Annotated in this window: 22 protein-coding genes and 1 tRNA gene; 18 read left to right on the plus strand and 5 right to left on the minus strand. The window is 34.3% G+C overall.

Features of this window, described 5'->3' with window-relative positions; all coding sequences use genetic code 11:
* Positions 1-56: 56 nt before the first annotated feature.
* From ACNDLV_RS03085 to ACNDLV_RS03135, 11 genes are all read left to right on the plus strand, one after another.
* A complete protein-coding gene (locus ACNDLV_RS03085; RefSeq protein WP_006586322.1) occupies positions 57-473 on the plus strand; it encodes a SprT family protein in 417 nt (138 codons plus the stop codon).
* A 76-nt stretch (positions 474-549) separates the two neighbouring features.
* A tRNA-Leu gene (locus ACNDLV_RS03090) sits at positions 550-635 on the plus strand.
* 119 nt (positions 636-754) lie between these two features.
* The gene (locus tag ACNDLV_RS03095; protein WP_006586323.1) at positions 755-1,336 is read left to right on the plus strand and encodes an ECF transporter S component; all 582 of its coding nucleotides are present in this window, start codon (positions 755-757) and stop codon (positions 1,334-1,336) included.
* Positions 1,337-1,350: 14 nt separating this feature from the next.
* On the plus strand, positions 1,351-1,995 hold the full coding sequence (locus tag ACNDLV_RS03100) for a glycoside hydrolase family 73 protein (protein WP_006586324.1): 645 nt from the start codon (positions 1,351-1,353) through the stop codon (positions 1,993-1,995).
* Between the two features lie 90 nt (positions 1,996-2,085).
* Complete coding sequence (gene pcrA / locus ACNDLV_RS03105) at positions 2,086-4,350, plus strand: DNA helicase PcrA (protein WP_006586325.1); 2,265 nt, start codon at positions 2,086-2,088, stop codon at positions 4,348-4,350.
* A 37-nt stretch (positions 4,351-4,387) separates the two neighbouring features.
* On the plus strand, positions 4,388-6,397 hold the full coding sequence (ligA, locus tag ACNDLV_RS03110) for an NAD-dependent DNA ligase LigA (protein ID WP_006586326.1): 2,010 nt from the start codon (positions 4,388-4,390) through the stop codon (positions 6,395-6,397).
* 14 nt (positions 6,398-6,411) lie between these two features.
* Positions 6,412-7,554 carry a CamS family sex pheromone protein gene (locus ACNDLV_RS03115; RefSeq protein WP_022091327.1) on the plus strand — a complete coding sequence of 381 codons (1,143 nt, stop codon included), beginning with the start codon at positions 6,412-6,414 and terminating at the stop codon, positions 7,552-7,554.
* Between the two features lie 12 nt (positions 7,555-7,566).
* Entirely contained in the window at positions 7,567-7,869 is a 303-nt protein-coding gene (gatC, locus tag ACNDLV_RS03120) for an Asp-tRNA(Asn)/Glu-tRNA(Gln) amidotransferase subunit GatC (RefSeq protein WP_006586328.1), read from the plus strand.
* The gene (gatA, locus tag ACNDLV_RS03125; RefSeq protein ID WP_048588236.1) at positions 7,869-9,308 is read left to right on the plus strand and encodes an Asp-tRNA(Asn)/Glu-tRNA(Gln) amidotransferase subunit GatA; all 1,440 of its coding nucleotides are present in this window, start codon (positions 7,869-7,871) and stop codon (positions 9,306-9,308) included. The genes gatC and gatA overlap by 1 nt, the downstream gene beginning before the upstream one ends.
* Before the next feature lie 3 nt (positions 9,309-9,311).
* Positions 9,312-10,742: an Asp-tRNA(Asn)/Glu-tRNA(Gln) amidotransferase subunit GatB gene (gatB, locus tag ACNDLV_RS03130; protein WP_006586330.1), complete on the plus strand. Its 1,431-nt coding sequence runs from the start codon at positions 9,312-9,314 to the stop codon at positions 10,740-10,742.
* A gap of 28 nt (positions 10,743-10,770) precedes the next feature.
* Complete coding sequence (locus tag ACNDLV_RS03135; protein ID WP_006586331.1) at positions 10,771-11,688, plus strand: diacylglycerol kinase family lipid kinase; 918 nt, start codon at positions 10,771-10,773, stop codon at positions 11,686-11,688.
* 53 nt (positions 11,689-11,741) lie between these two features.
* Here the strand turns inward: ACNDLV_RS03135 and ACNDLV_RS03140 are convergent, their stop codons facing one another.
* Both ACNDLV_RS03140 and ACNDLV_RS03145 read right to left on the minus strand, forming a co-directional pair.
* The gene (locus ACNDLV_RS03140; protein ID WP_006586332.1) at positions 11,742-13,007 is read right to left on the minus strand and encodes a methionine gamma-lyase family protein; all 1,266 of its coding nucleotides are present in this window, start codon (positions 13,005-13,007) and stop codon (positions 11,742-11,744) included.
* 15 nt (positions 13,008-13,022) lie between these two features.
* Positions 13,023-15,113 carry a putative ornithine decarboxylase gene (locus tag ACNDLV_RS03145; RefSeq protein ID WP_006586333.1) on the minus strand — a complete coding sequence of 697 codons (2,091 nt, stop codon included), beginning with the start codon at positions 15,111-15,113 and terminating at the stop codon, positions 13,023-13,025.
* A gap of 217 nt (positions 15,114-15,330) precedes the next feature.
* Here ACNDLV_RS03145 and ACNDLV_RS03150 point away from each other — a divergent pair, with 217 nt between their 5' ends.
* The 5 genes from ACNDLV_RS03150 (at position 15,331) to ACNDLV_RS03170 (ending at position 20,790) form a co-directional block, all read left to right on the plus strand.
* The gene (locus ACNDLV_RS03150) at positions 15,331-16,794 is read left to right on the plus strand and encodes an APC family permease (RefSeq protein ID WP_006586334.1); all 1,464 of its coding nucleotides are present in this window, start codon (positions 15,331-15,333) and stop codon (positions 16,792-16,794) included.
* Positions 16,795-16,925: 131 nt separating this feature from the next.
* Complete coding sequence (locus ACNDLV_RS03155) at positions 16,926-17,897, plus strand: alpha/beta hydrolase (protein ID WP_006586335.1); 972 nt, start codon at positions 16,926-16,928, stop codon at positions 17,895-17,897.
* 13 nt (positions 17,898-17,910) lie between these two features.
* Positions 17,911-18,783: a DUF3737 family protein gene (locus ACNDLV_RS03160; RefSeq protein WP_006586336.1), complete on the plus strand. Its 873-nt coding sequence runs from the start codon at positions 17,911-17,913 to the stop codon at positions 18,781-18,783.
* On the plus strand, positions 18,783-19,946 hold the full coding sequence (locus ACNDLV_RS03165; protein WP_006587726.1) for a MalY/PatB family protein: 1,164 nt from the start codon (positions 18,783-18,785) through the stop codon (positions 19,944-19,946). The genes ACNDLV_RS03160 and ACNDLV_RS03165 overlap by 1 nt, the downstream gene beginning before the upstream one ends.
* Positions 19,933-20,790: an alpha/beta hydrolase gene (locus tag ACNDLV_RS03170; protein ID WP_006587725.1), complete on the plus strand. Its 858-nt coding sequence runs from the start codon at positions 19,933-19,935 to the stop codon at positions 20,788-20,790. The genes ACNDLV_RS03165 and ACNDLV_RS03170 overlap by 14 nt, the downstream gene beginning before the upstream one ends.
* A gap of 64 nt (positions 20,791-20,854) precedes the next feature.
* On the opposite strand, the gene ACNDLV_RS03175 is transcribed toward ACNDLV_RS03170, so the two are convergent.
* Both ACNDLV_RS03175 and nhaC read right to left on the minus strand, forming a co-directional pair.
* Positions 20,855-21,562, minus strand: a complete 708-nt coding sequence (locus tag ACNDLV_RS03175) for a Bax inhibitor-1/YccA family protein (RefSeq protein WP_006587724.1) — start codon at positions 21,560-21,562, stop codon at positions 20,855-20,857.
* Positions 21,563-21,708: 146 nt separating this feature from the next.
* A complete protein-coding gene (gene nhaC / locus ACNDLV_RS03180) occupies positions 21,709-23,076 on the minus strand; it encodes a Na+/H+ antiporter NhaC (protein WP_498882926.1) in 1,368 nt (455 codons plus the stop codon).
* A gap of 359 nt (positions 23,077-23,435) precedes the next feature.
* Here nhaC and rlmD point away from each other — a divergent pair, with 359 nt between their 5' ends.
* Together rlmD and ACNDLV_RS03190 are read left to right on the plus strand one after the other, a co-directional pair.
* Positions 23,436-24,779 (plus strand): 23S rRNA (uracil(1939)-C(5))-methyltransferase RlmD, encoded by a 1,344-nt coding sequence (rlmD, locus tag ACNDLV_RS03185; protein WP_006587723.1) that lies wholly within the window; start codon positions 23,436-23,438, stop codon positions 24,777-24,779.
* Positions 24,780-25,376 carry a hypothetical protein gene (locus tag ACNDLV_RS03190; RefSeq protein WP_006586343.1) on the plus strand — a complete coding sequence of 199 codons (597 nt, stop codon included), beginning with the start codon at positions 24,780-24,782 and terminating at the stop codon, positions 25,374-25,376.
* Between the two features lie 50 nt (positions 25,377-25,426).
* On the opposite strand, the gene ACNDLV_RS03195 is transcribed toward ACNDLV_RS03190, so the two are convergent.
* Positions 25,427-26,452, minus strand: a 1,026-nt coding sequence (locus tag ACNDLV_RS03195; protein WP_498882927.1) for a YfhO family protein, incomplete at its 5' end; no start/stop codon positions are given.

Genomic DNA, 26,452 nt, shown 5'->3' on the forward strand with positions numbered 1-26,452 from the left:
ATATAATTTTTTAGACAACTGAAAGGTTGTCTTTTTTGTTGTAAAATAAATTTATTATGAATGAAGTAGAACTATTAAAACTGATTAGGAAAATATCTTTAGAATCATTTAGTTATCCATTTAATGGAAAAGCAAAAATTAATTATCGCTTCAAAACAACAGGTGGACGCTATCATTTAAAAGATCGTCATATTGAAATTAATGCTCATTTTTTAAAAAAAGAATATCGAAAGGATTTAATTGGTATTATCAAGCATGAATTATGTCATTATTATCTTCATACTCATCAGATGGGGTATAAACATCAAAATAGAGATTTCAAAATTCTGCTAAAGCAAGTAGGTGGAAGCCGCTATGCACCAGATATTGGCTTAGCAAAGAAGATAAAATATACCTATCAATGTACTAATTGCCATAAGTTATACTATCGAATTAGGCGGATTGACTTAAAAAAGTATGTTTGTGGAAAATGACATCATAAATTAATACTCTTAAAATGAAAAAACACTTGCATTAAATTACTGATTCGTGTATCATAATAGGAGTGTTGCGGGCGTGGCGGAATGGCAGACGCGCAAGACTAAGGATCTTGTGATCGCTTTTAGATCGTGGAAGTTCGAGTCTTCTCGCCCGCATACAGTTAGGAAGTTGTGTAAGCAGCTTCCTTTTTTGTTTATCATTTGTACAAGAAAAAGAGGCATTACTATACAAAATAGCATCTTTTTTATAGAATTATTTTGGATGGAATTTCAAAGTGAAAAATCAAAAGGCTAGAAATTTAGCAATTAGTGCAATTTTTTTTGCACTTCTGTTGCTAGAATTATTTATTCCTAATATTGGAAATATATATTTATTTCCAGCCATGCCTGCTGTGACAACTATTCCTTTAACAATTGCAATATATAGTGTATTGTTAGGTGCTAGAGCAGGAATGGGGTTGGGAATAGTATGGGGCGTAATTAGTATGTTTTTAGCTTATACACGTCCGACTAGTTTAGTAAGTATATTTCTTTTTCAAAATCCAATTATTGCAATAATTCCTAGAGCTTTATCTGGATACTTAGCAGGGATAGTTGCTTTAAAAAATAATAGATTATACTATTGTTTATCAGGATTAATTAGCTCATTGACTAACACAGTTTTTGTGATTATTTTAGCCAGTGTAATTCTTACTGGAAATCAAGAGCTTTTGGCACATCTAGGACATACTAATGGAAATTTATTGGTTCTTTTAACATCTGCTTTGGCTTTTAATGGGATATTAGAAGCTATATTTAGTGCAATATTAGCCCCAATAATTTTAAAACCGTTGATTAAAATAATGCAGTATAAATAGAAATCAGGATAAAAATGGCACGTTCACGATCTCGAGTAAAAAAAACAACATTAACTTTAGTTAAAGTCTTTGGAGTACTACTTATTTTAGTAGTGGCTTTTGTTTGTTTTCGTTATTATCGTAGACAAGCGATTAATAACGAATTAATTCGCCAAGAACAATTAGCTAGAGAACAAGCAGCAGCTAAGGAGCTGAAAATTAAAACTGATTTTATAAAAAAAATAGGCCCAATTGCTCAAAAAGCGGATCAAGGTTTTGCGCTTTTACCTAGTATTACAATTGCTCAAGCTTGTTTAGAAAGTAATTATGGGCAAAGCGAATTGTCTCAAAAATATAATAATTTATTTGGTGTAAAAAGCAGTGATCCTAATACATCCAAAACTTTGTCTACTAAGGAGTATGTAAATGGTAAATGGATTACGGTAAAAGCTAGTTTTCAAATTTATGATTCATATGAATCTTCAATTCAAGCCCATGCTAGGTTATTTCAAAATGGTACTACTTGGAATAAAGATCAGTATCAACATGTATTAGCAGCAAAAGATTATAAAAGTCAAGCTAAAGCACTAGTTACGGATGGTTACGCAACAGATCCTGATTATGCTACTAAGTTAATTAACTTAATTGAACAGTTTAATTTAAATAAGTATGACAACTAATCTTTTATTTTTACTAGACTTCTTCGTTAACGAAGAAGTCTTTTTTCGTTATAATGATAAACGTGTTAATTTAGTGAAAGGGAAAAATTTATGAGTCGCGAAACGATTTTAAAAGGGTTAAACCCTCAACAACAAGAAGCCGTTGAAACTACAGAAGGACCACTTTTAGTAGTTGCAGGAGCTGGTAGTGGTAAAACTAGTGTTTTGACAAGAAGAATTGCTTACCTCGTTGAAGAAAAGGGAGTTGCCCCTTGGAATATCTTAGCTATTACCTTTACTAATAAAGCAGCTACTGAAATGAAAGAACGTGTCCAAAAGCTATTAGGACCTGCCGGTCAAGATGTTTGGATGTCAACTTTTCATGCCCTTTGTGTTAGGATTTTACGTCGGGATGCAGATAAAATTGGTTATTCTCGCAATTTTTCAATCGCTGATTCTAGTGAACAGGTTACTTTAATCAAACATATTGAAAAAGATTTAAATATTAATCCTAAGCAATATAATCCTAGAGCTATTCTGAGTGCAATTTCGAATGCCAAAAATGATTTGCTCAATCCTAAAGATTTTGAATCAGCTAGTGGAAATCGACCTTTTGATCAGGTTGTCAGTGAGATTTATAAAGAATATCAAAAAAGATTAGTTCAAGACCAAATTATGGATTTTGATGATTTAATTATGCAAACTTTAGTCTTATTTCAAAAAGATAAAGCTACTTTGCATTATTATCAAAATAAATTCCGTTATTTATTAGTTGATGAATACCAGGATACTAATGAAGCTCAATATCAACTTTGTCGGTTATTAGCTGCTCAATACAGCAATGTTTGTGTAGTTGGTGATGGTGATCAATCCATTTATGGCTGGCGTGGAGCTAATATGGAAAACATTTTGAATTTTGAAAAAGATTATAAAGAAAAGGGTGTCCACACGGTTAAATTAGAGCAAAATTATCGATCTACTGGCCATATTTTAAGTGCAGCTAATGCTGTTATAAAAAATAATCAAAATCGAAAAGCTAAAAAGCTTTGGACAGATCAGGGGGCTGGAGAAAAGATAACCTATTATAGGGCTCAAAGTGATGTAGATGAAGCAATTTTTGTTATTTCCAAAATCACTGAAGCAGTTAAAGCAGGAAAAAGAGATTATAAAGATTTTGCAATTCTGTATCGGACTAATGCACAATCACGTGGTTTTGAAGAATCTTTAGTAAAGTCGAATATTCCTTATCAAATTGTTGGTGGCCACAAGTTCTATGATAGAAAAGAAATTAAAGATATTTTGGCCTACTTAAAATTAGTTGCTAATACGAGTGACTCAATGAGTTTTAACCGAATAGTTAATATGCCCAAACGTGGTATTGGAGCTGCTACTGTTGAAAAATTATTGACTTTTGCTAATGAACGAAGAATTGGAGTAGGTGATGCACTTTCTAACTTAGAATTAGTTCCTGTTTCAGCAGCAGCAAGTAAAAAATTAGCTGACTTTAATGCTAAATTGGTTGATTGCGTGTCTTATGCTCAAGATGCAAGTCATACTGTAACCGGATTAACTGAAAAGATTTTAGAAGATTTTGGCTATACTGAAGCGCTCAAAAAAGAAAAAACGTTGGAAAGTGCTAGTCGATTAGAAAACTTAGATGAATTCCTTACGGTAACTAAGCGCTTTGATGATAATTTTGAAGCAGAAGATGATGAAAGCTTGCCAATTAATGATTTTCTAAGTGAAGTAACATTACTTAGTGATCAAGATGATATTGAAGATGATGGAAATCAAGTGACTTTGATGACGCTCCATGCGGCTAAGGGGTTAGAATTTCCAGTAGTCTTTTTAGTAGGAATGGAAGATGGAATTTTCCCATTGTCACGTGCTATGCTTGAAGAAGATCAACTTGAAGAAGAAAGACGCTTGGCTTATGTTGGGATAACTCGTGCCAGAGAGAAATTATATTTAACCAATGCTTTTTCTAGAACGATGTATGGAAAAACAACCTCAAATCCAGCTTCTAGATTTGTCCAAGAAATTAAGCCTGAAGACTTAGAAACAGAATATGCAGGCGGCTTCAATAAACAAAGGGCCAATTCAGTATCTTCCACTAGTAGTATTCCATTCTTTAATAAAGATGAACGTGCAAGAAGTCAAGTTTATACGTCTAAGACAGCAGCTAAAGCTAGTGGTGCTGTAGGTGCTGAAAAAGAGGGGTGGAATGTAGGAGACCAAGTCACTCACAAGGCATGGGGAAAAGGTGTTGTAGTTAAAGTTAATGGCACTGGTGAAGATATGGAATTGGATATCGCTTTTGAATCTAAAGGAATAAAACGCCTTTTAGCAGCATTTGCCCCAATTAAAAAGGTATAATAAAAATAAAAACGGACAGTTGATATAAGGAGGTTTTATGGCTAAATTGAATAAAAAAAATGCTCAAGAAGAAATTGAAACCTTGCGAAAAAAGTTAAATACTTGGGCTGAACAATATTATGCACAGGATGCTCCGAGTGTTGAAGATGCTGTTTATGATCAGAATTATCAAAAATTAGTAGAACTTGAAAAGCAATTTCCAGAGTTAGTAACCCCTGATTCAATTACGCAACGAGTTGGTGGAGAAATAAAATCAGATTTAGGAAAAGTTGAACATCAAGTTCCGATGCTTTCAATGGGGGACGTCTTTTCCAAAGATGAACTTTTTGAATTTGATCAACGAATTCAAAAATTAGTGGGAGGACCTGTTGCTTATAACGTTGAATTAAAAATTGACGGATTATCTTTATCACTTGAATATGTTGATGGAAAATTAATTCAAGCTTCAACACGTGGTAATGGTCGAATTGGTGAAGATGTAACTAAAAATGTGCAATATATTGATGATATTCCTAAGATTTTGCCTGAAAAACTTACTACAGAAGTACGTGGCGAATGCTATATGGGAAAAGCAGCTTTTTTAAAATTAAATACTGAGCGTGATGAAAATGGAGAAGCAATTTTTGCCAATCCAAGAAATGCGGCTGCAGGAAGTTTGCGTCAACTTGATCCAAAAGTTACCAAAAAGCGAAATTTAAGTACATTTATCTATACTTGGGTAAATCCTCCTAAGGAAATTACTAGTCAACATCAAGCAATACAACAAATGTCCAAGTTAGGATTCCATACTAATGAAACTGGAAGAAAATTAGCTAATTTAGATGAAGTTTTTGCATATATTGATGAATACACTAGTAAAAGAGATAGCTTGAGCTACGGAATAGATGGAATTGTTTTAAAAGTTGATGATTTAACTTTACAAAAGCAATTAGGCAATACTGTTAAGGTACCACGATGGGAAATCGCTTATAAATTCCCACCTGAAGAACAAGAAACTATAGTTCATGAAATTGTTTGGACAGTGGGAAGAACAGGGGTAGTAACACCAACTGCGGTGATGGATCCTGTTGAATTAGCAGGAACAACTGTGTCAAGAGCTGTACTGCACAATCCTGATTTGCTTAAACAAAAAGATGTGAGAATAGGCGATACTGTTAAACTGCATAAAGCAGGTGACATAATTCCTGAAATTTCAGAGGTTGTTTTAAGTAAAAGACCAGCTAATAGTCAAGTATATGAGATTCCAACCGAATGTCCATCTTGTGGACAAAGTTTGGTTCACTTGGAAGGAGAAGTTGCACTACGATGCATTAATCCAGCTTGCCCAGCTCAAATTGAAGAAGGAATTATCCACTTTGCTTCACGGCCAGCTATGGATATTATGGGCCTGGGACCGAAAATTGTTCGACAGCTAATTCAACATGATTTAGTTAAAGATGTTGCAGATTTATATCATTTAACTGCAGATGATTTAGCAGAACTTGATCATTTTGGTGATAAATCTATTAGTAATTTGCTTACAGCGATTGATAATTCTAGACAAAATTCAGTAGAATTACTATTAAATGGGCTGGGAATTGATCATGTAGGTGCTAAGGCAGCACTATTAATCGTCCAAAGATTTAAAAACTTAAATAAGATTATGCAAGCAAGCGTGTCAGATTTAACAGCAATTGATACAATAGGAGAGACGATTGCGGAATCAATTACTACTTACTTTGCACAAGCTAGTGTTCAAAAATTAGTTCAAGAACTAATTGATAGTGGAGTAAATATTGATTATTTAGGTGAAGATGTGTCTGAGGAAGAAATTGTTGATAATTTCTTTAAAAATAAGACTGTAGTTTTAACTGGAAAATTGGCACATTTTACTAGAAGTGAATTTACTAAAAAGCTTGAAAGCCTTGGAGCAAAAGTTACAAGTTCAGTTTCTAAAAAGACTGATTATGTTATCTATGGAACAGATGCTGGTTCTAAACTTACTAAGGCTGAAAGCTTAAAGATTGCACTTTTGACTGAAGAAGAAGCAATCGAAAAAATTCAATAAAAGGGATTATGATTGTGAAAAAGTTTTTACAAATAGCTTTGTTGGCATCATCGATGCTTGTGTTAGCGGGTTGTGGTCGATTAGGAGATTCAGATTTAGCTAATAATGCTACAACCACTAATAATAAAACTAAAAAGTATCAAACAACATCAACTAATAGTGGTTATACTGTTTTATTAAAAAATGGGAAATATGTAACTAGTTCAACTTCTGGACTTACGTCAAGTGATCTTGATAATACAGTTGATAGTGAAGCGCTAGAACGTGGTTTAGTCAATTTAGACAAAAATGTATTTTCAACGAATAAATATGTTTTTCAAGAAGGACAAAAATTATCTAGTTCTACTATTTCTTCTTGGCTAATGAGAGAATCTAAATCATATCCAGATGGCCTCAATCCTAAAAATAATGGTAAAACAGGTGAAACAACCCGAAACCCCGTTATTTTAAATCAAATTTTGGAACAAGATTTTTTAACCGGCTCAGGATCAAATTATAAATTATCTGGTATTTCTTTGGGCTTAGCACTTAATTCTATTGATTATTATCAAAAGACAACTGGTGGACCACAATATTCAAGTAATATTTCTCGATCTAAACAAGAGGAATATGGAAAAGAAACAGCTGATAAAATAGTAGCTAGACTACGTAAGAAAAAGGAAATGAAAAATATTCCGATAATGATTTCTCTCTTTTCAAAGACTAGTCAAGACTCATTAGTTGGTGGAACTTTCTTTGCATATGGCGTAGCAGAGGGTAATAGTAGTAAAATAACTAATTGGAAGTCTGTTTCCGAAAAGAGCCAGGTCTTGCCAACTGTAAATAATGAATCACCTGTTAATAGTGATGATGCTTCAGCCTTTAATAGTTTTAAATCAGCTATTGAAGATTATTTCCCTAACTTGAGTGGGGTTGTAGCAACAGTTCGCTATCAAAATGACAAATTAACTCAGGAGAACATTCAAATTACAACGCAATTTTATGGTTACGTTCAAATTCAAAGTTTTACAAGATTAGTGCAATCAGAGGCTAAAAAATATTTAGCCAAAGATGTACCAATTGAAATAAAAATAAGTTCAGTTAATGATGTCCAGGCAATTGTTTATAAAAACAGTGGCGATGATAGTTATAGCTCACATATATATGGTGGCGAATAAGGAGGTAAAATAGTGGAAATTACAAAAGAAGAAATCAAGCACGTAGCTGCTTTGTCACGGCTTGAATTTAAAGATGAAGAGTTAGATCAATTTACTTCCCAAATGGGAAAGATTATTGAAATGGCTGAACAATTGGGAGAAGTTAATACAGAAGGTGTTCCTGAAACGACTCAAGTAGTTGATCGTGATACAGTTTATCGCGAAGATAAGCCAGAACATTGGCAAGATCGTAAGGAAATGCTTAAAAACGTTCCCGAAACTAGTGATGGCTTCATTAAGGTGCCAGTAATTATTGATAAGGACGATAACGATTAATGAATTACTTAAACGAAACTATTGACTCTTTAAACCAAAAATTAGCTAATGGTGAAGTTTCAGCTCAAGAATTAGCCGATAAAACTATTGCTAATATCAAAGAAACTGACAAAAAGATTAATGCTTTTATTACTGTTGATGAAGATGCAAAGGCAAGTGAAAACTTGGATTTTGCAAATAAGTTAGCAGGTGTTCCAATTGCAATTAAAGATAATATTGTAACTAATGGTCTTAAAACTACCGCTGCAAGTCATATTTTGGATAACTTTATTCCAGTCTATGATGCTACTGTTGTGTCTAAGCTTAAAAAAGCTGGTGCAACTGTCGTTGGTAAAACTAACTTAGACGAATTTGCAATGGGTTCAAGTAATGAAAACTCATACTTTGGCGCAGTACATAATCCATGGAATTTAGATAAGGTGCCAGGCGGTTCATCTGGTGGTTCTGCAGCAGCAGTTGCTAGTGGTGAAATTGTGGCTGCCCTTGGTTCAGATACAGGTGGTTCAATTCGTCAGCCTGCAGCATTCAACGGTATTTTTGGTATTAAGCCAACTTATGGCCGAGTATCACGTTGGGGCTTGATTGCATTTGCTTCATCACTTGATCAAATTGGTGTTTTAACTAAGCGAGTTCAAGATGCAGCAGAAGTTTTAAACGTTATTAGTGGTGCAGATGAACATGATTCAACTGTTTCTGAAAAAACTGTACCTGACTTTACCAAGGCGTTAGGCCAAGATGTTAAAGGCTTGCGAGTTGCGGTTCCTAAGGAATACATGAGTGATGCAGTTGATGAAGGCGTTCGTAAAGCGATTCAAGAACAAATTGATTTTCTTAAGGAAAACGGTGCCATCATTAATGAAGTGTCACTTCCTCACACTAAATACGTTGTCCCAACTTACTGTATCATCGCTTCAAGTGAAGCTAGTTCAAATCTTCAAAGATATGATGGTATTCGTTACGGTTACCGTGCTAAGGATACTAAAAACTTGCTTGATGTTTATGTAAAATCTCGTTCAGAAGGTTTTGGTGATGAAGTTAAGCGCCGGATTATGCTAGGTTCATTTGCTTTGTCAGCGGGTTCATATGATAAGTTCTTCAGACAAGCAAGTAAGGTAAGAACTTTAATTTGCCGTGACTTTGACAAAATTTTTGAAGATAACGACGTAATTGTTGGACCAACAACTACTGAACCAGCATTTGAAATTGGTTCAGAAGTTAAGGACCCAATTAAGATGTACAATAACGATATTTTGACTATTTCTGCAAATATGTCTGGTGTTCCAGCTGCTAGTGTTCCTGCAGGTCTAGTTAATGGTATGCCTGTTGGTTTACAAATTATGGCTAAGAGATTTGATGAAGAATCTGTTTTGCGTGTTGCTGACTTTATTGAACGTAACAACAAATTTTATGAAAAGAAACCAGCTGGATTGGAGGATTAATTAATGAATTTTAAATCAACTATCGGTCTTGAAGTTCACTTTGAGTTAAAAACAAAGAGTAAGATTTTCTCTCCATCACCAGTAACTTATGGTGCAGAACCTAACTCAGAAGCTAATGTTATTGACTGGGGTTATCCAGGTGTTCTTCCTAAGCTTAATAAAGAAGTTTATCGCTTGGGCTTGATGGTAGCCTTAGCTACTCACTCAGAAATTACGCCTGTTACTCATTTTGATCGTAAAAATTATTACTACCCAGATAACCCTAAGGCTTATCAAATTACCCAATTCTTTGAACCACTTGCTAGAAATGGTTATGTGGAAATTGAAGTTCGTGGTAAAAAGAAGCGAATAGGTATCCACGAAATGCACATCGAAGAAGATGCCGGTAAGAACACTCACGGTACTAACGGCTTTTCATATGTTGACTTAAACCGTCAAGGGGTACCACTACTTGAAGTTGTTTCTGAACCAGATATGGAAGATCCAGAAGAAGCATACGCATATCTTGAAAAGTTACGTAAGATTGTTCAATTTACTGGTGCCAGTGACGTTAAGATGGAAGAAGGATCAATGCGTGTTGATACTAACATCTCAATTCGTCCAGCTGGTCAAAAAGAATTGGGTACTAAGGTTGAAATGAAGAACCTTAATTCATTTGAACACGTACGTTTATCACTTGCATACGAAGAAAAGCGTCAACAAGAAGTGCTTTTATCAGGTGGTAAGGTTCAACTTTCAACTCGTCGTTTTGATGAAAATAGTGGTAAGACTGTGCTTGAACGTGTTAAGGAAGGAAACGCAGACTACCGTTACTTCCCTGAACCTGATATTGCTCCATATCACATTAAGCAAGACTGGATTGATGAAATTAAGGCAGTTTTGCCTAAGAGTGCAGAAGAGCGTCGCACTGATTACATTAACAAGTTAGGCCTTAAGCCTTACGATGCAGATGTCATTTTGCAAACTAAGGAAGCTAGTGACTTCTTTGATAAGGCAATGGAAGCAGGAGCAGATCCACAAATGACTGCGAACTGGATGAATACCCAAGTTAATGGATACCTTAACGAACATCACGTTGAACTTAAGGACATTAAGCTTACTCCAGAAAACTTGGCTAAGATGGTAACTTTGATTAAAGATGGTGTTATTTCATCTAAGATTGCTAAGAAAGTCTTTGCTGAAACTGTTGCCAATGGAACTGATCCTAAGAAGTTCGTTGAAGAAAATGGAATGGCTCAACTTTCAGATCTTTCAGTTCTTGAACCAATGGTTAAGGAAATTGTAGACAACAATCCTCAATCTGTTGAAGACTTCAAGAATGGTAAAGATAGAGCGATTGGTTTCTTAGTTGGTCAAATTATGAAGCAAACTCATGGTAAAGCAAATCCTAAGATTATTAACCAATTACTTAATAAAGAATTACAAAGTCGTTAATTTACTAACAAGAAAAAGGGTGTTTTAAATGATTAAGAAAGCAAGATTGATATATAATCCTGTTTCAGGTCACGAACAGATGCCTAAAAATGTTGCAGATATTTTAAATATCGTTGAACAAGCAGGGTACGAAGCAAGTGCATTTCGCACCACTCCAGAAGCTTTTTCTGCACAACATGAAGCTACTCGCGTTGCTAAAGCTGGTTTTGATTTAATCATTGCTGCTGGTGGCGATGGAACAATAAATGAAGTGGTAAATGGTGTTGCAGGACTTAGTCAGCGGCCCAAATTAGCAATTATTCCAGCAGGGACTACTAATGATTTTGCGCGGGCTTTGAGAATTCCGCGTGACAATTTAGTTGAAGCTGCAAAAGTGATTTTACAAGGTAAAACTCGAAAAATGGATGTTGGCCAGGCTATTTGTGATGATAATGAAAAATATTTCGTTAACATTGCTGGTTCTGGTTCATTGACCGAGTTAACTTATGGAGTTCCATCAGAATTAAAGAGTGCTATGGGTTATGGTGCTTATTTGATTAAGGGAGCGGAAATGCTTCCGAGCATAAGTAAAAGCCATATGAAGTTAACATATGATGATGGTGTTTACGATGGTGATTTATCTATGTTTTTACTTGGAATGACTAATTCAATTGGTGGCTTTGAGCAAATTATGCCAGATGCTGAATTAAGCGATGGTTTATTTCAATTGATTGTGATTAAAACAGCCGATCCTTTAGCGCTATTATCATTGATGGTAATGGCCCTGAATGGTAAGCATGTTAATGATCCAAATATCATTTACACTAAAACTCGCTCTTTAAAGGTGGAAATGGTTGACGATGATGGTAATAAGGTACCGTTTAACCTAGATGGTGAAATTGGTGGCTATTTACCTGTAACCTTTAAAAACTTGCAACAGCATATTGAATTTTACGTTGGTAGATAAAAACTAAAAAATGACCTAGCTCAATTTCGAGCTAGGTCATTTTTTAGTTGGATTTATTTTTTATAAAAAGTTTCTTCAACAGCATGTGAAATAGCAATTTTTACATGTTCGTATGAAAGACCACCTTGAATGTATAGACGATATGGTGGGCGGAGTGGACCATCTGAAGAAAGCTCAATAGTTGAGCCTTCAGTAAAACTTCCTGAAGCCATAACTACATCATCTTCGTAACCATCTTGATGATAAGGAATTGGATCAACAAAAGAATTGAGTGGAGAGTAATGTTGAATGGCCCCACAAAACTTAACCATTGGATCTGGCTTACCAAAAGTTACAGTTTGAACAATATCAGTTCGCGGATCGTTCCATTTAGGAGCAACATTCATTCCCATTTCTTCACATAATGCTGCTGTAAAAATCATGCCCTTAATGGCTTGTCCAGTAGTATGAGCTGCCATGAAAAATCCTTGATACATATCGCGTAAATATCCCCAAGTAGCGCCTTCGCCTTTACCAGCTCCAGGAACATTAAGACGTGAGCCAGCCCCTTCAATCAAATCCTTGCGTCCAACTAAGAAGGCCCCACCTTTAACAATTCCTGCTCCTGCATTTTTAAATAGTGAACCAGCAATTAGGTCTGCCCCATAAAAAGTAGGTTCTTCACACTCTGAAAATTCTCCATAACAGTTATCAACAAAGATATTTACATCAGGACGCACTTCTTTAATAAATTTGAGCATTTGCTTAATCTTTTCCATAGTAAAGCTAGCACGAACAGCATAGCCGAGGGAGCGTTGAATCGCAATTACTTTAATTTTAGGGTCTTGTAAATCCTTTTTTGCTTGTTCAAAGTTAACTTCACCGTTTTCAAGTAGTTCAGTCGCTTTAAAGTTGATGCCCCACTCCTTCATATTACCTGGCTTATTACCAGCTAAACCGATAACTTCTTGAATAGTGTCATATGGGGTACCAGTTAAGTAATATAAAGTGTCGCCTGGGCGAAGCATACTAAATAAACCAACAGCGATGGCGTGAGTAGCTGAAGAAAATTGTGAGCGAACAAGTGCATCATCAGTTTTGAAATAATCAGCATAGATTGCTTCTAACTTGTCACGACCGATGTCATCATAGCCATAACCAGTTGATGGGACTAAGTCTTCTTCTCCTACTCGATGCTTCCTAAAAAGCTCAAGAACCCGTTGTTGGTTATGAAGGACTTGTTCATCAATTTCAGCTAGCCGAGGGGCAATCATCTTGTCCACTTTATCAATTTTTGCTTGCAAGTCTTCTGGTAAGTTTGCTTTCCAAGATAAAACCATTTAATTTGAGTCTCCTTATTTTAAAACTTCTACTTCAACATTAATTTTACCATTTGTGCCTTGAGTCCAGTAAACGCCTTGAATTTCAGGAACAAAGCCAGGAAAATTTTCCATTGCTCCAACCAAAACTTCAAAATACTCTTTATCTATTTCTTGCCATTTTTCTCCAGGGGCAACAATGAATACTCCTGGTGGATATGGTAGAGCGCCTTCTGCAGCAATTTGCCCAACAACATCTTTTAAGCTAATTAATTTGCTTTCATTGTGCATAAATAAATTATCAGCTTCAGATGGAATCATGGAATAATTTTGCATATTTTCTTTTTCAAATAAGGCTTTTTGTAATTTGAAAGTTTGATGAGTGGCATAATAAGAATGCATTTCATGACAAAGCTGTTTTAGAGTGTAGCCACGATAGCGAGTAGTATATTCTTTAGCCAACTTGGGAACCACTTTTTCTAGGGGAGCATCTTCAAAATAGAATTTTTCAAATTCTAAAAAGGCATCTAGTAGAGCATCAAGATCAGTTTGACGATCTCCAGGTGTTAATAAGAAAAGAAGTGAATTTAAATCATTTTTTGCACGGATAATTCGTTTTTCCATTAAAAATTCAGCCACAATTGGTCCAGGAATTCCATCATTTTCATATTTATTATTAGTAATATCAATTCCTGGCGTAACAACGGTAATTTTCATTGGGTCTATCATAGCTTCACCTGAAGTAATCCGGTTAAAGCCATGCCAAGTATCAGTAGGTGATAAATTCCAATATTTACTATTGGTCATTAATTTTTCAGTCGGAATTTGTACAAAATTGTCACATACTAATGGTTTAAATAGTTTGGACTTACCTAGTAATTTCTTGCGCCATTCAATTCCCATCCGCAAGGTGTCATCCCACCATTTCTGATTACCTGGTCCACTAACTAAATAAGTATTTGCAACAAGAGATGCGTAAATTGGGTAAGAGTAGCTTGAAGTGACAAATTTTAGATAGGCATGATTGAAATGCTTATGATCTACATAACGTTTTTGTCCTTTGATATGGCTATCTTTTTTCAAAATCTGTGAAGTTTGCGCCATTCCAGCTTGCTGTTTATGCAATGACTGGGTAACTAAAATCCCAGGATCTTCAGGGCTTAAATCTAGTAGTAATGGGGATAAGTGTTCCATAATTGGAATAAATTCTTCAAACCCGCCCCAAGCACAGTCAAAAAGAATATAATCGCAAAGCTTACCAATTTTATCCACAATCCATTTTGCGTCATAAAAGACACCATCATAGGTTTCGGCTTGAACTACTGCCATCCGGAATGGTCTTTTTTGCTTGGCTTTTACTGGGTCAATTTTGGTAGCTTCACGGCGTAAGTAATCTTCATTTAAACATTCAGGGTCCATCTCACCAATTAAGCCGAGCGGATTACGATCAGTTTTAATATAAACAGGTTTAGCCCCTGTCATAACTAAAGCGCTATTGTAAAGGGACTTATGGTTGTTACGATCAAAAAGAACTAAATCATCTTTTCGCAAAACAGCGCTAGCACAAATAGAGTTGGCGCTAGTTGTCCCGTTGGTACAAAAATATACTTTATCGGCATGATAAGTTTGGGCAGCTTTTTGTTCAGCTGTTAGTGGTGTTCCTGAATGTGTCATCATATCTCCTAATTCTGGAACAGTATCACTAGTATCTGCATACATTAAATTCTTACCAAAGAACTTATTCATAATCACACCGGCTGGATGTTTATCGTAGTATAAACCATTATGATGTCCAGGAGTAGTAAAACTAATCGGCTGATCTTGTGCAAAGTTAACTAAATCTCTTAAATAACCAGGAATATTTTTATTAATGTATTCTGTTATTGCAGAAATAATTGTTGATATATCTTCACTAGAGACTTTTGAATTTACCTGTATAACGGGAATAGGTAAACCTGATTCTTTTTGCAAGTGCTGAACGGTTGCAAGTTTGATTGGATTATTTTTATTAACTATAAAAGCTACTATTTCAGCAGGATTCTTTATATCAGTTAATGGAATTTGTTGCCATTCTGATAATTGAGGTAGGTCAATAGTTGAATCAACTGCAATCTTTAGAAAAGTCATATGCCCTCCTTACTAAAAAATTCTAGAAACTATTGCTTTTTTCCAAAATTACATATAATCTATTGAACGTATATCGATACAAGTTATTGTATCTATTAAGTGATTATATAAGTAGAGTGAGGATAGAGACAAGTGGAAGTGAGAGGTTCTTTCATAGTTTTAAAGCCTCCCAATAGCTAAAAATAAAATTTAACAAGATTATTATTGGGGAGAAAAGATGAAAGAAGATACATTTAATTTAGATTTAAACAAAAAGCACTATCTTACTTGGCCGGTTATTGCCTTAATCGACTTTGTAACTATTATTAGTTTTGAGAATATTTTTTATCCATTTCAAAATCAAGGCCTATCTGTTGTCATTTCATGGGTATTTCTTTTGTTCTCATATGTTATTCCTTACGCTTTGATTTCTAGTCAAATGAGTTTGACTTTTGATAATCAAGAAGGTGGACTGGCATCTTGGGTTCGGCGCAGTAGCAATGATACTTTAGGTTATTGGACATCTTGGATGTATTGGGTTCAGAGTGTCCCTTATATTGTTGATGTGTCCAATTCTGTAATTGTTTCATTCAGCTGGATAATTCTAGGAAACAATTCTTTAGATAAAAAAATGTCGACATTTTGGTTTGGTTTATTAACTTTTGTCATAATTTTGGCATTTATTTTATTAGAAAACCGCTTGAGAAACTCATTGGAAATTCTTTCTTTAATCGGTGGTGGTGCTATGTTTATCATGTCTATGCTTTTTGTGGCACTTGCTGCTTGGGCAGTTATGCATGGTGGTCATAAGATTGCTACACAACCATTTAACTGGGGAGCTTTTAAGCCAAGCTTTAGTTTGAATTATTTCTCAACTACTGGTTTGTTGATTTTTGCAATGTCTGGGGCAGAACTTGCTGCACCATACGTTTCGCAAATGAAAAATCCTAAGCGTGATTTCCCTAAGGCAATGTGGATGTTGGCTATTATGACTGGATTTTTAACTATCTTTGGTACCTTAGCTTTGGCAATGTTCTTTAATGCACATCATATTCCACATGATTTTAAGATGAACGGTCCTTACTATGCTTTCCGTTTATTGGGTGAAAGTTTGGGTATGGGCAAAATTTTAATGTACTTATTTGCAGTAGTACAAGCTATTTTTATGATGGCACAACTAGCTGTTTTACTTGATGCATCAAGTAGAGTGTTTGCTGGGGATGTTGCAGATAAGTTTATGCCCAAGTGGTTAACCAAGAAAAACAAAAATGGTCGTCCAATTCACAGTTATACTTTCACTGTTGGCTTAAGCTTGTTCTTGCTTCTTTTGACAGGAACCTTGCCAAACATCAATACCATTTATAACTGGCTTTTGAATATTAATGGGATTATTTCACCATATAAGACTTGTTGGGTATTCTTTGCCTTTGTTGCAATGAGAATGCAGCAAGAAAAATACAAGTCAGATTATGTCTTCATTAAAAATAAGACTGGAGCATTAGCAGTTGGGTTTTGGTGCTTAATCTTTACCTTTATTTGTGCCACTTTAGGTTTTGTCCCTCAAAATGTTGATTTTGGTACTGCAGAATTTAATCACCAATTAGTTTTAAACATTATAACAGTAATTGTTTTATTCGGGCTGGGCTTTATCTTGCCATGGATGCGTAAGCGCGAAAAGAAACGAGAAGAAAATAAATACTAGTAGATAAGGGATAAAACAAGATTTTCATTTGAAAGTCTTGTTTTTTTTTATCAAATATCTTGACCTAAAGTTAGCTTTAGGCGTTAACATGATAACAAGTTGAAAATTAAAAGTAAAACAGGAGGAAAATTATGCAAGTTTTAAACATTGAAACTAAATGGGATAAAGTCTTTAAGAAAAGCAACAAGGTCGACCATAAGAAGGTAACCTTTCCTACAAGATTCGGTACGATCTTGGTAGCTGATATGTATATTCCTAAAAATGCTAATGAAAAATTGCCAGCACTAGCAGTTAGTGGACCTTTTGGTGCAGTTAAGGAACAATCTTCTGGCCTTTACGCTCAAAAGATGGCTGAAAATGGCTTTTTAACCATTGCTTTTGATCCATCCTTTACTGGTGAAAGCACTGGGACTCCTCGTTACATGACTTCACCTGATATTAATACTGAAGATTTTCAAGCAGCAGTTGATTTTTTATCAAACAATGATCTAGTTGATCCTGAAAAAATCGGGATCATTGGCATCTGTGGCTGGGGAGGGTTAGCTTTGAATGCGGCTGCAATCGACACTCGGATTAAGGCGACAGTTGCTTCTACTATGTATGACATGACACGGTTAATTGCTAATGGTTATTTTGATAAAGAAGATAAGGAATCTGCTCGCAATCAAGCAAGAAAAGCTATAAATAAACAAAGAACGATTGACTTTAGAGAGGGTCAATATAAGTTAGCTGGAGGAGTAGTCGATCCATTGCCAGATGACGCTCCAGATTTTGTTAAAGATTATTACGCATACTACAAGACTAAGCGTGGTTATCACAAACGTTCACTAAATTCAAATAATGGTTGGGCTGTAACTAGTGCGCTTTCATTCTTAAACAGTAAATTATTAGCTTATGCTGGTGAAATTGAAAATGCGGTAATGATTACACATGGTACTAAGGCTCACTCTTTTTATATGGGTAAGGATGCCTTTGGTAAATTAAAAGGTGACAATAAGGTATTTTTACCAATCGAAGGTGCAACGCACACTGATTTATATGACCAAATTGACAAAATTCCATTCAAGGAAATGACTGATTTCTTCAACAAATATTTGAATTAGAAAAGGATAGTAATTGAAATTAATTAAAGAAGCATATTATGAAGGAGAGCGTCCTCTTTTTAAAAGAAAAGATACTCAAATAATTGATACAACTTTTGGAAAAGGTGAATCTCCATTAAAAGAAAGCAGAAATATTTCATTAAATAATAGTTTATTTACCTGGAAATATCCACTCTGGTACAGCAAAAATATTGAAGTAGAAGATACGACTTTTGAAAGTATGGCTCGATCTGGTATTTGGTATACTCACAATATAAAAATTACTAATTCATCTTTGCAAGCGCCAAAATTATTTAGAAGGTCAAGCGAGATTGTTTTAGATCGAGTTCATTTTTCAGATGCACAAGAGACGCTATGGTCTTGTAAAGATATTAAAATTACCAACACAACAATTAATGGAGATTATTTTGGCAAAGGTAGTCAAAATATTTATTTAGATAATGTTGATTTGGTTGGGAATTATTGCTTTGACGGTGCTAAAAATGTTGAGGTTCATAATAGTAGATTCATTAGTAAAGATGCTTTTTGGAATTGTGAGAATGTTACTATTTATGATTCAAAAATTTCGGGCGAATACCTAGCTTGGAATAGCAAACATATTAAGTTTATAAATTGTACAATCGAAAGTGAACAAGGCTTATGCTATATTGATGGTTTAGTTCTTGAACATTGTAAACTTTTAAGAACTAATTTAGTTTTTGAATATTGTAAAAATATTAATGCAGATATTATTAGCGATGTGATAAGTATCAAAAATCCAATTAGTGGTAAGATTATTGCGAATTCAATCGGTGAAATTATCAGAGATGATTCTGAGATAGACAGTAAACAGACATTTATTAAGAGTAGACATTGTAATCTGGAATTATTAAAAGAGGCAAAATAATGTATAGTTTTGATCAAATGCCCAATAGACGTGGAACTAATTCAATTAAATGGAATGTAAAAGACCATGAATTACCAATGTGGATTGCTGATATGGATTTTGGTGTCGCTCCAGAAATCATTCAAGCAATGCAAGATAAAATAAAATTGGGAGCTTTTGGTTATGAAAGTGTACCTGATAGCTATTATGATGCAATTGTTAATTGGCAAGAAAAGCAACATAATTGCCAAATAAAAAAAGATTGGATTTTATTTGTAAGTGGGGTAATTCCTGCTTTATCAAGTGCAGTTAGGAGATTAACACATCCTGGTGAACAGATTGTAACTTTGACACCAGTGTATAATATCTTTTTCCATTCAATTGAAAATAATGGCCGAAAAAGCTTAGAAGAAGAGCTTGAATATGATGCAAATAGTCACGAATATAGAATAAATTGGTCAAGCTTAGAACAGAAATTAGCTGATCCTCTAACTAAAATGATGATTCTATGTAATCCTCATAATCCAATTGGCAAATCATGGACTTATGAAGAAATAGAAAAAATTGCTCAATTATGTAATAAATATCATGTTTATTTATTTAGTGACGAAATTCATGGCGATTTAGTTTTAAATGATAGTTTTAGTTCAAGTTTAAAACTACCAGATAATTTAAAACAAAACCTGATAATTGCCTTTTCACCAAGTAAAACCTTTAACTTAGCAGCTTTACATAGTGCAAGTGTAGTGGTTCCAAATTCTGAACTTAGATTTCAAATTTATCGAGCAATTAATAATGATGAAATAGCTGAACCAAATCTTTTAGCGATTCCTGCCACTATTGCTGCTTACACTCAAGGAAGCACTTGGCTTCACGAGCTAAAAGCATATTTATTAAAAAATCGCCAATATATTGCTAACTTTTTAGAAAATGAACTTAGTCAACTAAATTTGGCTAGTGAATTTGCTACTTATTTAGCCTGGATTGATATTTCAAATTTGAATATTAACAGTCAAGAGCTAGCTGACTTCTTGAAAGAAAATACCGGTTTAATAATTTCATCTGGTCAAGAATATCGAGGAAATGGCGATAATTTTATTAGATTGAATTTTGCTTGCCCTCAATCTGTATTAAAAGAGGGATTAGATCGTTTGAAGAAAGGAATAAATAGTGAAAAAGCATAAAAAACGGTTTTGGATTTTGGCCGGTTTAATTTTGTTAATAATTATTTGCTTAGGGATATTTATAGGATTAAGAAAAAATCAGCCAACTAAAGCTGCTTTATCTAAAGCTACTGCCACTGTCTTTTTCCATGGTTGGGGATCAAGTAGGCATGCTGAAGAGCAGATGGCGAATTATTTAGTTAGTCATAAATACGCTTCCTCAATCGTGGTGGCTGATGTTGACTATCAGGGTCATGTAAAATACTCTGGCACTTTACCTGCAAAGACGAAACATTTCATTGTTGAAGTTAATTTACAAAATAACAAGAGTGTCTCACCAAATGGTGGGATGACTTATAGTCAATCTAGCAATTATGTAGCAGATGTTTTAGCTAGTTTAAAGAAAAAATGGCAAATTAAGAATGTTAACTTAGTTGCTCATTCAATGGGAAATTTGCAAGTGATTTATTTCATTAAAAATCACGCTGGCAGTTCAAAATATCCAAAGATTAATAAGTTAGTCGACATTGCCGGTCACTACAATGGGATTATCGGCATGGATGAGCCAAAAGACACTAGTCTAGAGGCTAATGGTAAACCAAAGATGATGAATGATACTTACCGTGATTTATTGTCAGTGAGAAATACTTTCCCTAAAAACATTCAAGTCATGAATATTTATGGCAATTATAAAAATCAGGGTGATGGCTCAGTTAATAATAACTCCTCAAAGTCCTTGCGTTATCTAGTACAAAAGCGGGCTAAATCTTATGAAGAACGAGAAATTAAGGGTTATGGTGCGCAGCACAGTCGATTACATGAAAATAAAGAAGTTGATCAATTACTTTTAAAATTTTTAAAGTAGTTATTTAGATAGAAAAATCCGCTAGAACAGAAAGTTCTAACGGATTTTGTTTTATTGATAACTTTTAGCGACGATCATTAACTCCGAAAATTTCTAATAAGAGCATAAATAAGTTGATGAAATCAAGATACATATTTAATGCCCCCATAATGGCTAAGCCACTATCAGAAACTTGGTCGCCATATTCAATAAAAATTCGCTTAGCGCTATTAGCATCATATGCAGTCCAACCAGTGAAGATAAGTACACCAATGTAAGAAAAGATATAAGCACCAGCCCCACTTTTAACGAAGAAGACATTAACCAGGGTTGCTACAATGAAACCAATCATGGCTGCTCTTAAGTATGAGCCCCAGTTGCTCAAGTCTCTTTTAGTAAAAGTGCCAAATAATGCCATTGCTGCAAATACACCAGCTGCTGATAGAAAAGCAGAAGTAATAGTTGTACCAGTATAGTAGCTAGCTATGATAGAAAATTCAACACCGTAAACTACTGATAGGAACATTAGCAATGTAAAACCTAATGTAGGATTTTTGGCTGCTTTAAAACTAATTCCTAAGCAAAGAGCAAAAGGTAGAAAAATAATAACCCAAAACATAGCTTGTGGCATGTTCATAATGGCTGAGCGAAAAACAGTCATTGTTAAGTATGAACTAGCAGCTGAAACTAAGACAGCTATTAACATAAAGCCGTACATCTTAGTTAAGAAACTGTTAATAGCAGTAACATCTTGAATTTTGCGTCGTCCAGAATCTTGTGAAAAGTAATCCATATAAAAGTTCCTTTCTATAGTTAATTACTATATTCACTACTAATTGTATCCAAAAACATGGTTTTAGACAAAAGTTTAGCATAAATTAGTAAAGATACAATAATCAATAAAAAAAGCCTAACATCAATTGTTAGGCTTTTAAATATTTATTTCTTATTCCACTTTAGTCCAATTCCAGTAAATCCACTTAAGATAGAAAAAATAGGCGACAATAAACTAAAGAAGGTAAATGGCAAAAATGCTAAAACTGGAACTCCTAAGGTAGCAGCTGCAAAAGAACCAGCAACGCCCCAAGGGATTAAGTAGTTGATTACACTTCCCCCATCTTCAAGCACTCTACTAAGTGCAAGTGGATGTAGGCCTACTTTATCAAAGGCCCCCTTAAATGCACGTCCAGGTAAAATAACTGAAAGGTACTGTTCACCGACAAATAAGTTAATTCCAATACCAGATAAAATTGTTACTAAAATTAAACTACCAGCCTTTGGCAATTTCTCTACAAGAGGTTCCATTGCTTCCTGAATAATGCCGAATTTCATTAGTAATCCACCAAGTGATAATGTAGAAACAATTAATGCAACAGTTCCCATCATTGAACTAATACCTCCACGGCTTAGGAGGGCGTTAACTTGACTGTTATCTGTTTTGGCAATAAAACCATTCATTAACAAGTCAGTTAACTTAGGAATTGTCATTTTTGTATCTTGGATAAAAATCATGATAGTTGTCAAAATAATATTGGCGAATAAAGTGGGGATTGCAGGAATCTTCTTCCAAGCGCAAACAAACATCAAAATGATTGGCAATAGTGCCCACCAAGAAACAGAAAAGTTACTGTTTAAAGTGGAAACAGTTTTGTCAATTTTAGTTAAATTAATATGACCTCCATTACCTAAAAATGCAAAAAGAATTAAAGAGCCAAGAAAAGCAGGGATAGTTGACCACATCATGTTTTTTATATGGGCAAATAGTTCACTTTCTGCAACGGCACTTGAAAGGTTAGTTGAATCAGAAAGTGGTGACATTTTATCGCCGAATACTGCGCCAGATATAATAGCTCCGGCAACTAATGCTAAATTTTGATTCATTGAAGCTCCGATGCCTAAGAAGGCAATTCCTACGGTGGAAATTGTAGTGAAGCCAGAACCAATTGCTAAACCAACAATCGAACAAACTAAAAAGACTGAGGGAACAAAGAATTGATCACTAATTAAGTGAAAGCCTAGAACCATAATGGAGGGGATGATTCCGCCTTTAATCCAAACGGCAATTAAAGCGCCAATTAAAATGAAAATAAAAATTGGAATAATTGCAATATTAATTCCTTCCTTAATTCCATCTTGAATTTCATCCCAAGAAAATCCCCGGATTTTTGCCCAGAAAATGATTAATGCGGCAACGAATAGTACAGGAACTTCAGGATTGATTCCAAATTTTATAACACTGGTTCCTAAAATAGCTAGTAATAGAATTAAAATCGAAATTGATTCTCCAAAACCAATCTTCTTTTTCATAGTTATTTCCTCCGAATAAAAAAGTCCCTGTTGCTATTAGCAACAGGGACGAACTTATAAAGCCGTGGTACCACCCATATTCTCTGCAATATCTGCAGACTCAAGTACGCAGGTGATAACGGCACTGCGTAAGGCCGAAATAAGTAATTCGCATACCCTTAGTCTGTCCGACTTGCACCAACCGTCGGTTCTCTGAACGCTGAACTAAGGAGCTACTGGTTTATTAATTGAAATTATAATAGCGTGGTCCGAATTAAATGTCAAATAAAAAGTTAAAAAAAGATGATATTCTGTTAGCGAGCAATGCAACTGATTTTTTAGTATTATATATTATAGCGATTTTAGAAAAGGTAGATATCATGCAAAAAAATCAACTCGTTGAATTAGAAATTACGGACTTATCTTATGAAGCAATGGGAGTTGCCCATTTAGATGGAATGACGATTTTTGTTAATAATGCTTTGCCAGGTGAAGTAGTTGAAGCTAAAATCTTAAAAGTTAAAAAGAGTTTTGCATTTGCTAAGATTGAAAACATTATCAAGCAAAGCCCAGATCGAGTAACGATTAAACTTAATCAATGGGTCCAAACTGGACTTGCCAGTTTAGCACATATTAAATATGAAAAACAGCTAGAGTTTAAGCGTCAGCAAGTTATCAACTTACTGGAAAAAGCACACTTGAACAAGAAAGTTAATGAAACAGTAGCTAGTCCTGAAGAAGTGGGCTACCGTAATAAAGCGCAAGTACCTGTGCGTAATGTAAAGGGAAAGCTGGAGATTGGTTTTTTCCGGAAGCATTCACATGATTTAGTTCCAATGGAAAACTTTTTTACCACTGACCCTGAAATTGACCGGGTATTAGTGGCAACACGTGATATTTTGCGTAAAAATCATGTACCAGCTTATGACGAAGTTAAAAATAAAGGCGAAGTTCGCTATCTTGAGGTGCGTAGAAGCAAGGCTAATAGCGATATGATGGTAATCTTGGTATGTTTACACAAAGATTTTCCACAGCTTGTAAAAGTAGCTGATGAAATAAGTCAAATTTCAGGTGTTGTTAGTGTGATTTTGAATCATAATCCTAAGAAAACGAACGTTATTTTGGGGAAACATGACTATTTACTCGCAGGAAATCCACAAATTGAGGATAAAATTGGGGATATTCGTTTTAAGATTTCTGCTCAAAGTTTCTTCCAGATTAATTCTTTGCAAACGCCCCGGCTGTATAATTTAGCAATTGAAAAAGCTGGTTTGTCAAAAAAGGATACTGTAATCGATGCTTATTCAGGTATTGGAACAATTGGCTTGAGTGTTGCTAAGCATGTTAAGCAGGTTTACGGAGTAGAAATCGTAAAACCTGCTGTACAAGATGCTAGAGAAAATGCATTACTCAATGGAATTGAAAACGCTGAATATGTTTGTGGAAAAGCTGAAGAATTGATGCCAAATTGGGTTAATGAAGGGATGAAGGCAGATGTGATTTTTGTTGATCCGCCAAGAAAAGGGTTGACCCCTGAATTCATCGAAGCTAGTGTGAAAACTAACCCACAAAAGATTGTGTATATCTCATGTAATCCCGCCACGATGGTGCGTGATTTAACAATGTATCAAGAGTTGGGATATGACTTTGAAGAAATTACTCCAGTTGATATGTTTCCACAAACTCCACATGTCGAATGTGTAACGGTGCTGGAAAAGAAATAAATGTATACTAAGAAAAAACAACAGCAAGTTGAAGATGTACTCTTAACTCAAATTGTAGTTACATCAGAAGCGAATAATATTTTTAAATATGATGGCAAAATATACTCAAGTCAATCATATAATTCAGGTTTAGATCCTGATATGTCAGATTTTGCTGTAACTTTTTATGAAATAATCTACAATAAAAAAATTATTAGAGATGGGCAAATTATTAATACGGATTTTGCTGGAGATACTATTAATACTGGTATTTACAAAAAAGGGCAAAGAAAAAAGGTAAAGTTAAAAAATCGCCATTGTTTAGCAAATTTTTGGGCAATACCTTATATTCATGGAAGAAAACGTGAAAAGCCAAAAAGAGATTATTTAGATTCGTATTTAACTTTTGTTGAAGAAAAAATTTTGATACAAGATGATAATTTTAAGGAGTATCATGATTTTAATGAATTTAAATTGGCTCAGTTTATTCCTGAAGGAATTAATTCTAATACGTTAGTTTCTCAAGAAATATCGATAAAAGATAGAGCTCAACTGCTGGCAAAATCAGAAATAGGTAAAACTTTATGGCAATATTTTAATGAGCATTGTTTATTTTAAACTTATATTTCAAAAAAACTGCTAACTCATTGTTAGCAGTTTTTTAATGCCTATTTTTCACGATTCTTTTTAAGAACCCAATATTCAGTAACTACACTTATTAATCCTAATATGCTGATTATAATTCCTAATTTCAAACCTGGCATTGTATGCTTTAAAGTAACTTTATGTTTCCCTTTTGGTAAATCTAAAGCAATAAATCTATTTAAGGTTTTCACAATCTTGACAGGCTTTCCATCACTAAAGGCTTTCCAGCCAGATGTGTATGGAATAGTAGTAATTAAAGATTGCCCTTGTTTGATATTAACAGTCCCTTCAATTTGATTATTTGTCCATTTGGATAATTTAAGTCGGTTGTTTTGTGCATTAGAAATTGTCTTATTAAGAGCTTGTTTATTGAGTAAGTAAAGTTCAGGATTTAATAGTGATCCTTTTGAAATTTCTTTCTTTAACTTAATTTTCAAAGTAACTTTGCCACTCTTAGGCACATATACGCCAATTGGTTGATAAGTAATTGGCATCAAACAAATTTCTTGATTATTGACTGTTAATTTAGAAATTTGAGTAGTATAAAGCTGATTATTATCTAAAACAATATAACCAACTGAATTAGGTTTAGCTTTATAGGTGAAAGTAAGAGTAGAAAGGATAGCTTTTTTACTTTGATAATTTAGTTGATTTTTGTCTTTTTTGACCACTAAATTAGTACTAGTAATTTGGGCAGAAATTGGTTTAGAAAAGTAGACTTGCTTAGAGCCAGTGAGGGCATTTAAAACTTTAGTTTGATTTTCAAGTGGTTGTTTGATAGCTAATTTTAAATTATTAGCTTTGTAACCGGCAAAAGCTAAAGGAAAAGTATTACATTGGTAGGCAGTATTATATTTATCTTTATACCAGACTTTGTTTTTCTTTAAATCATTACGTAAACCATAATTCTTAAAACCAACAATTGAATCAGTTAAGCGAGTAGTTGTAATAAAGGTCTTAATATCAAATAAAGCATCTGTTAGTTGTGTACTAGTAGAGTAAAAGTAAAAGTACCCATATCCTGGAAGGCCTAATAATGAATAAAAGTC

Source organism: Lactobacillus fornicalis (assembly GCF_055362665.1).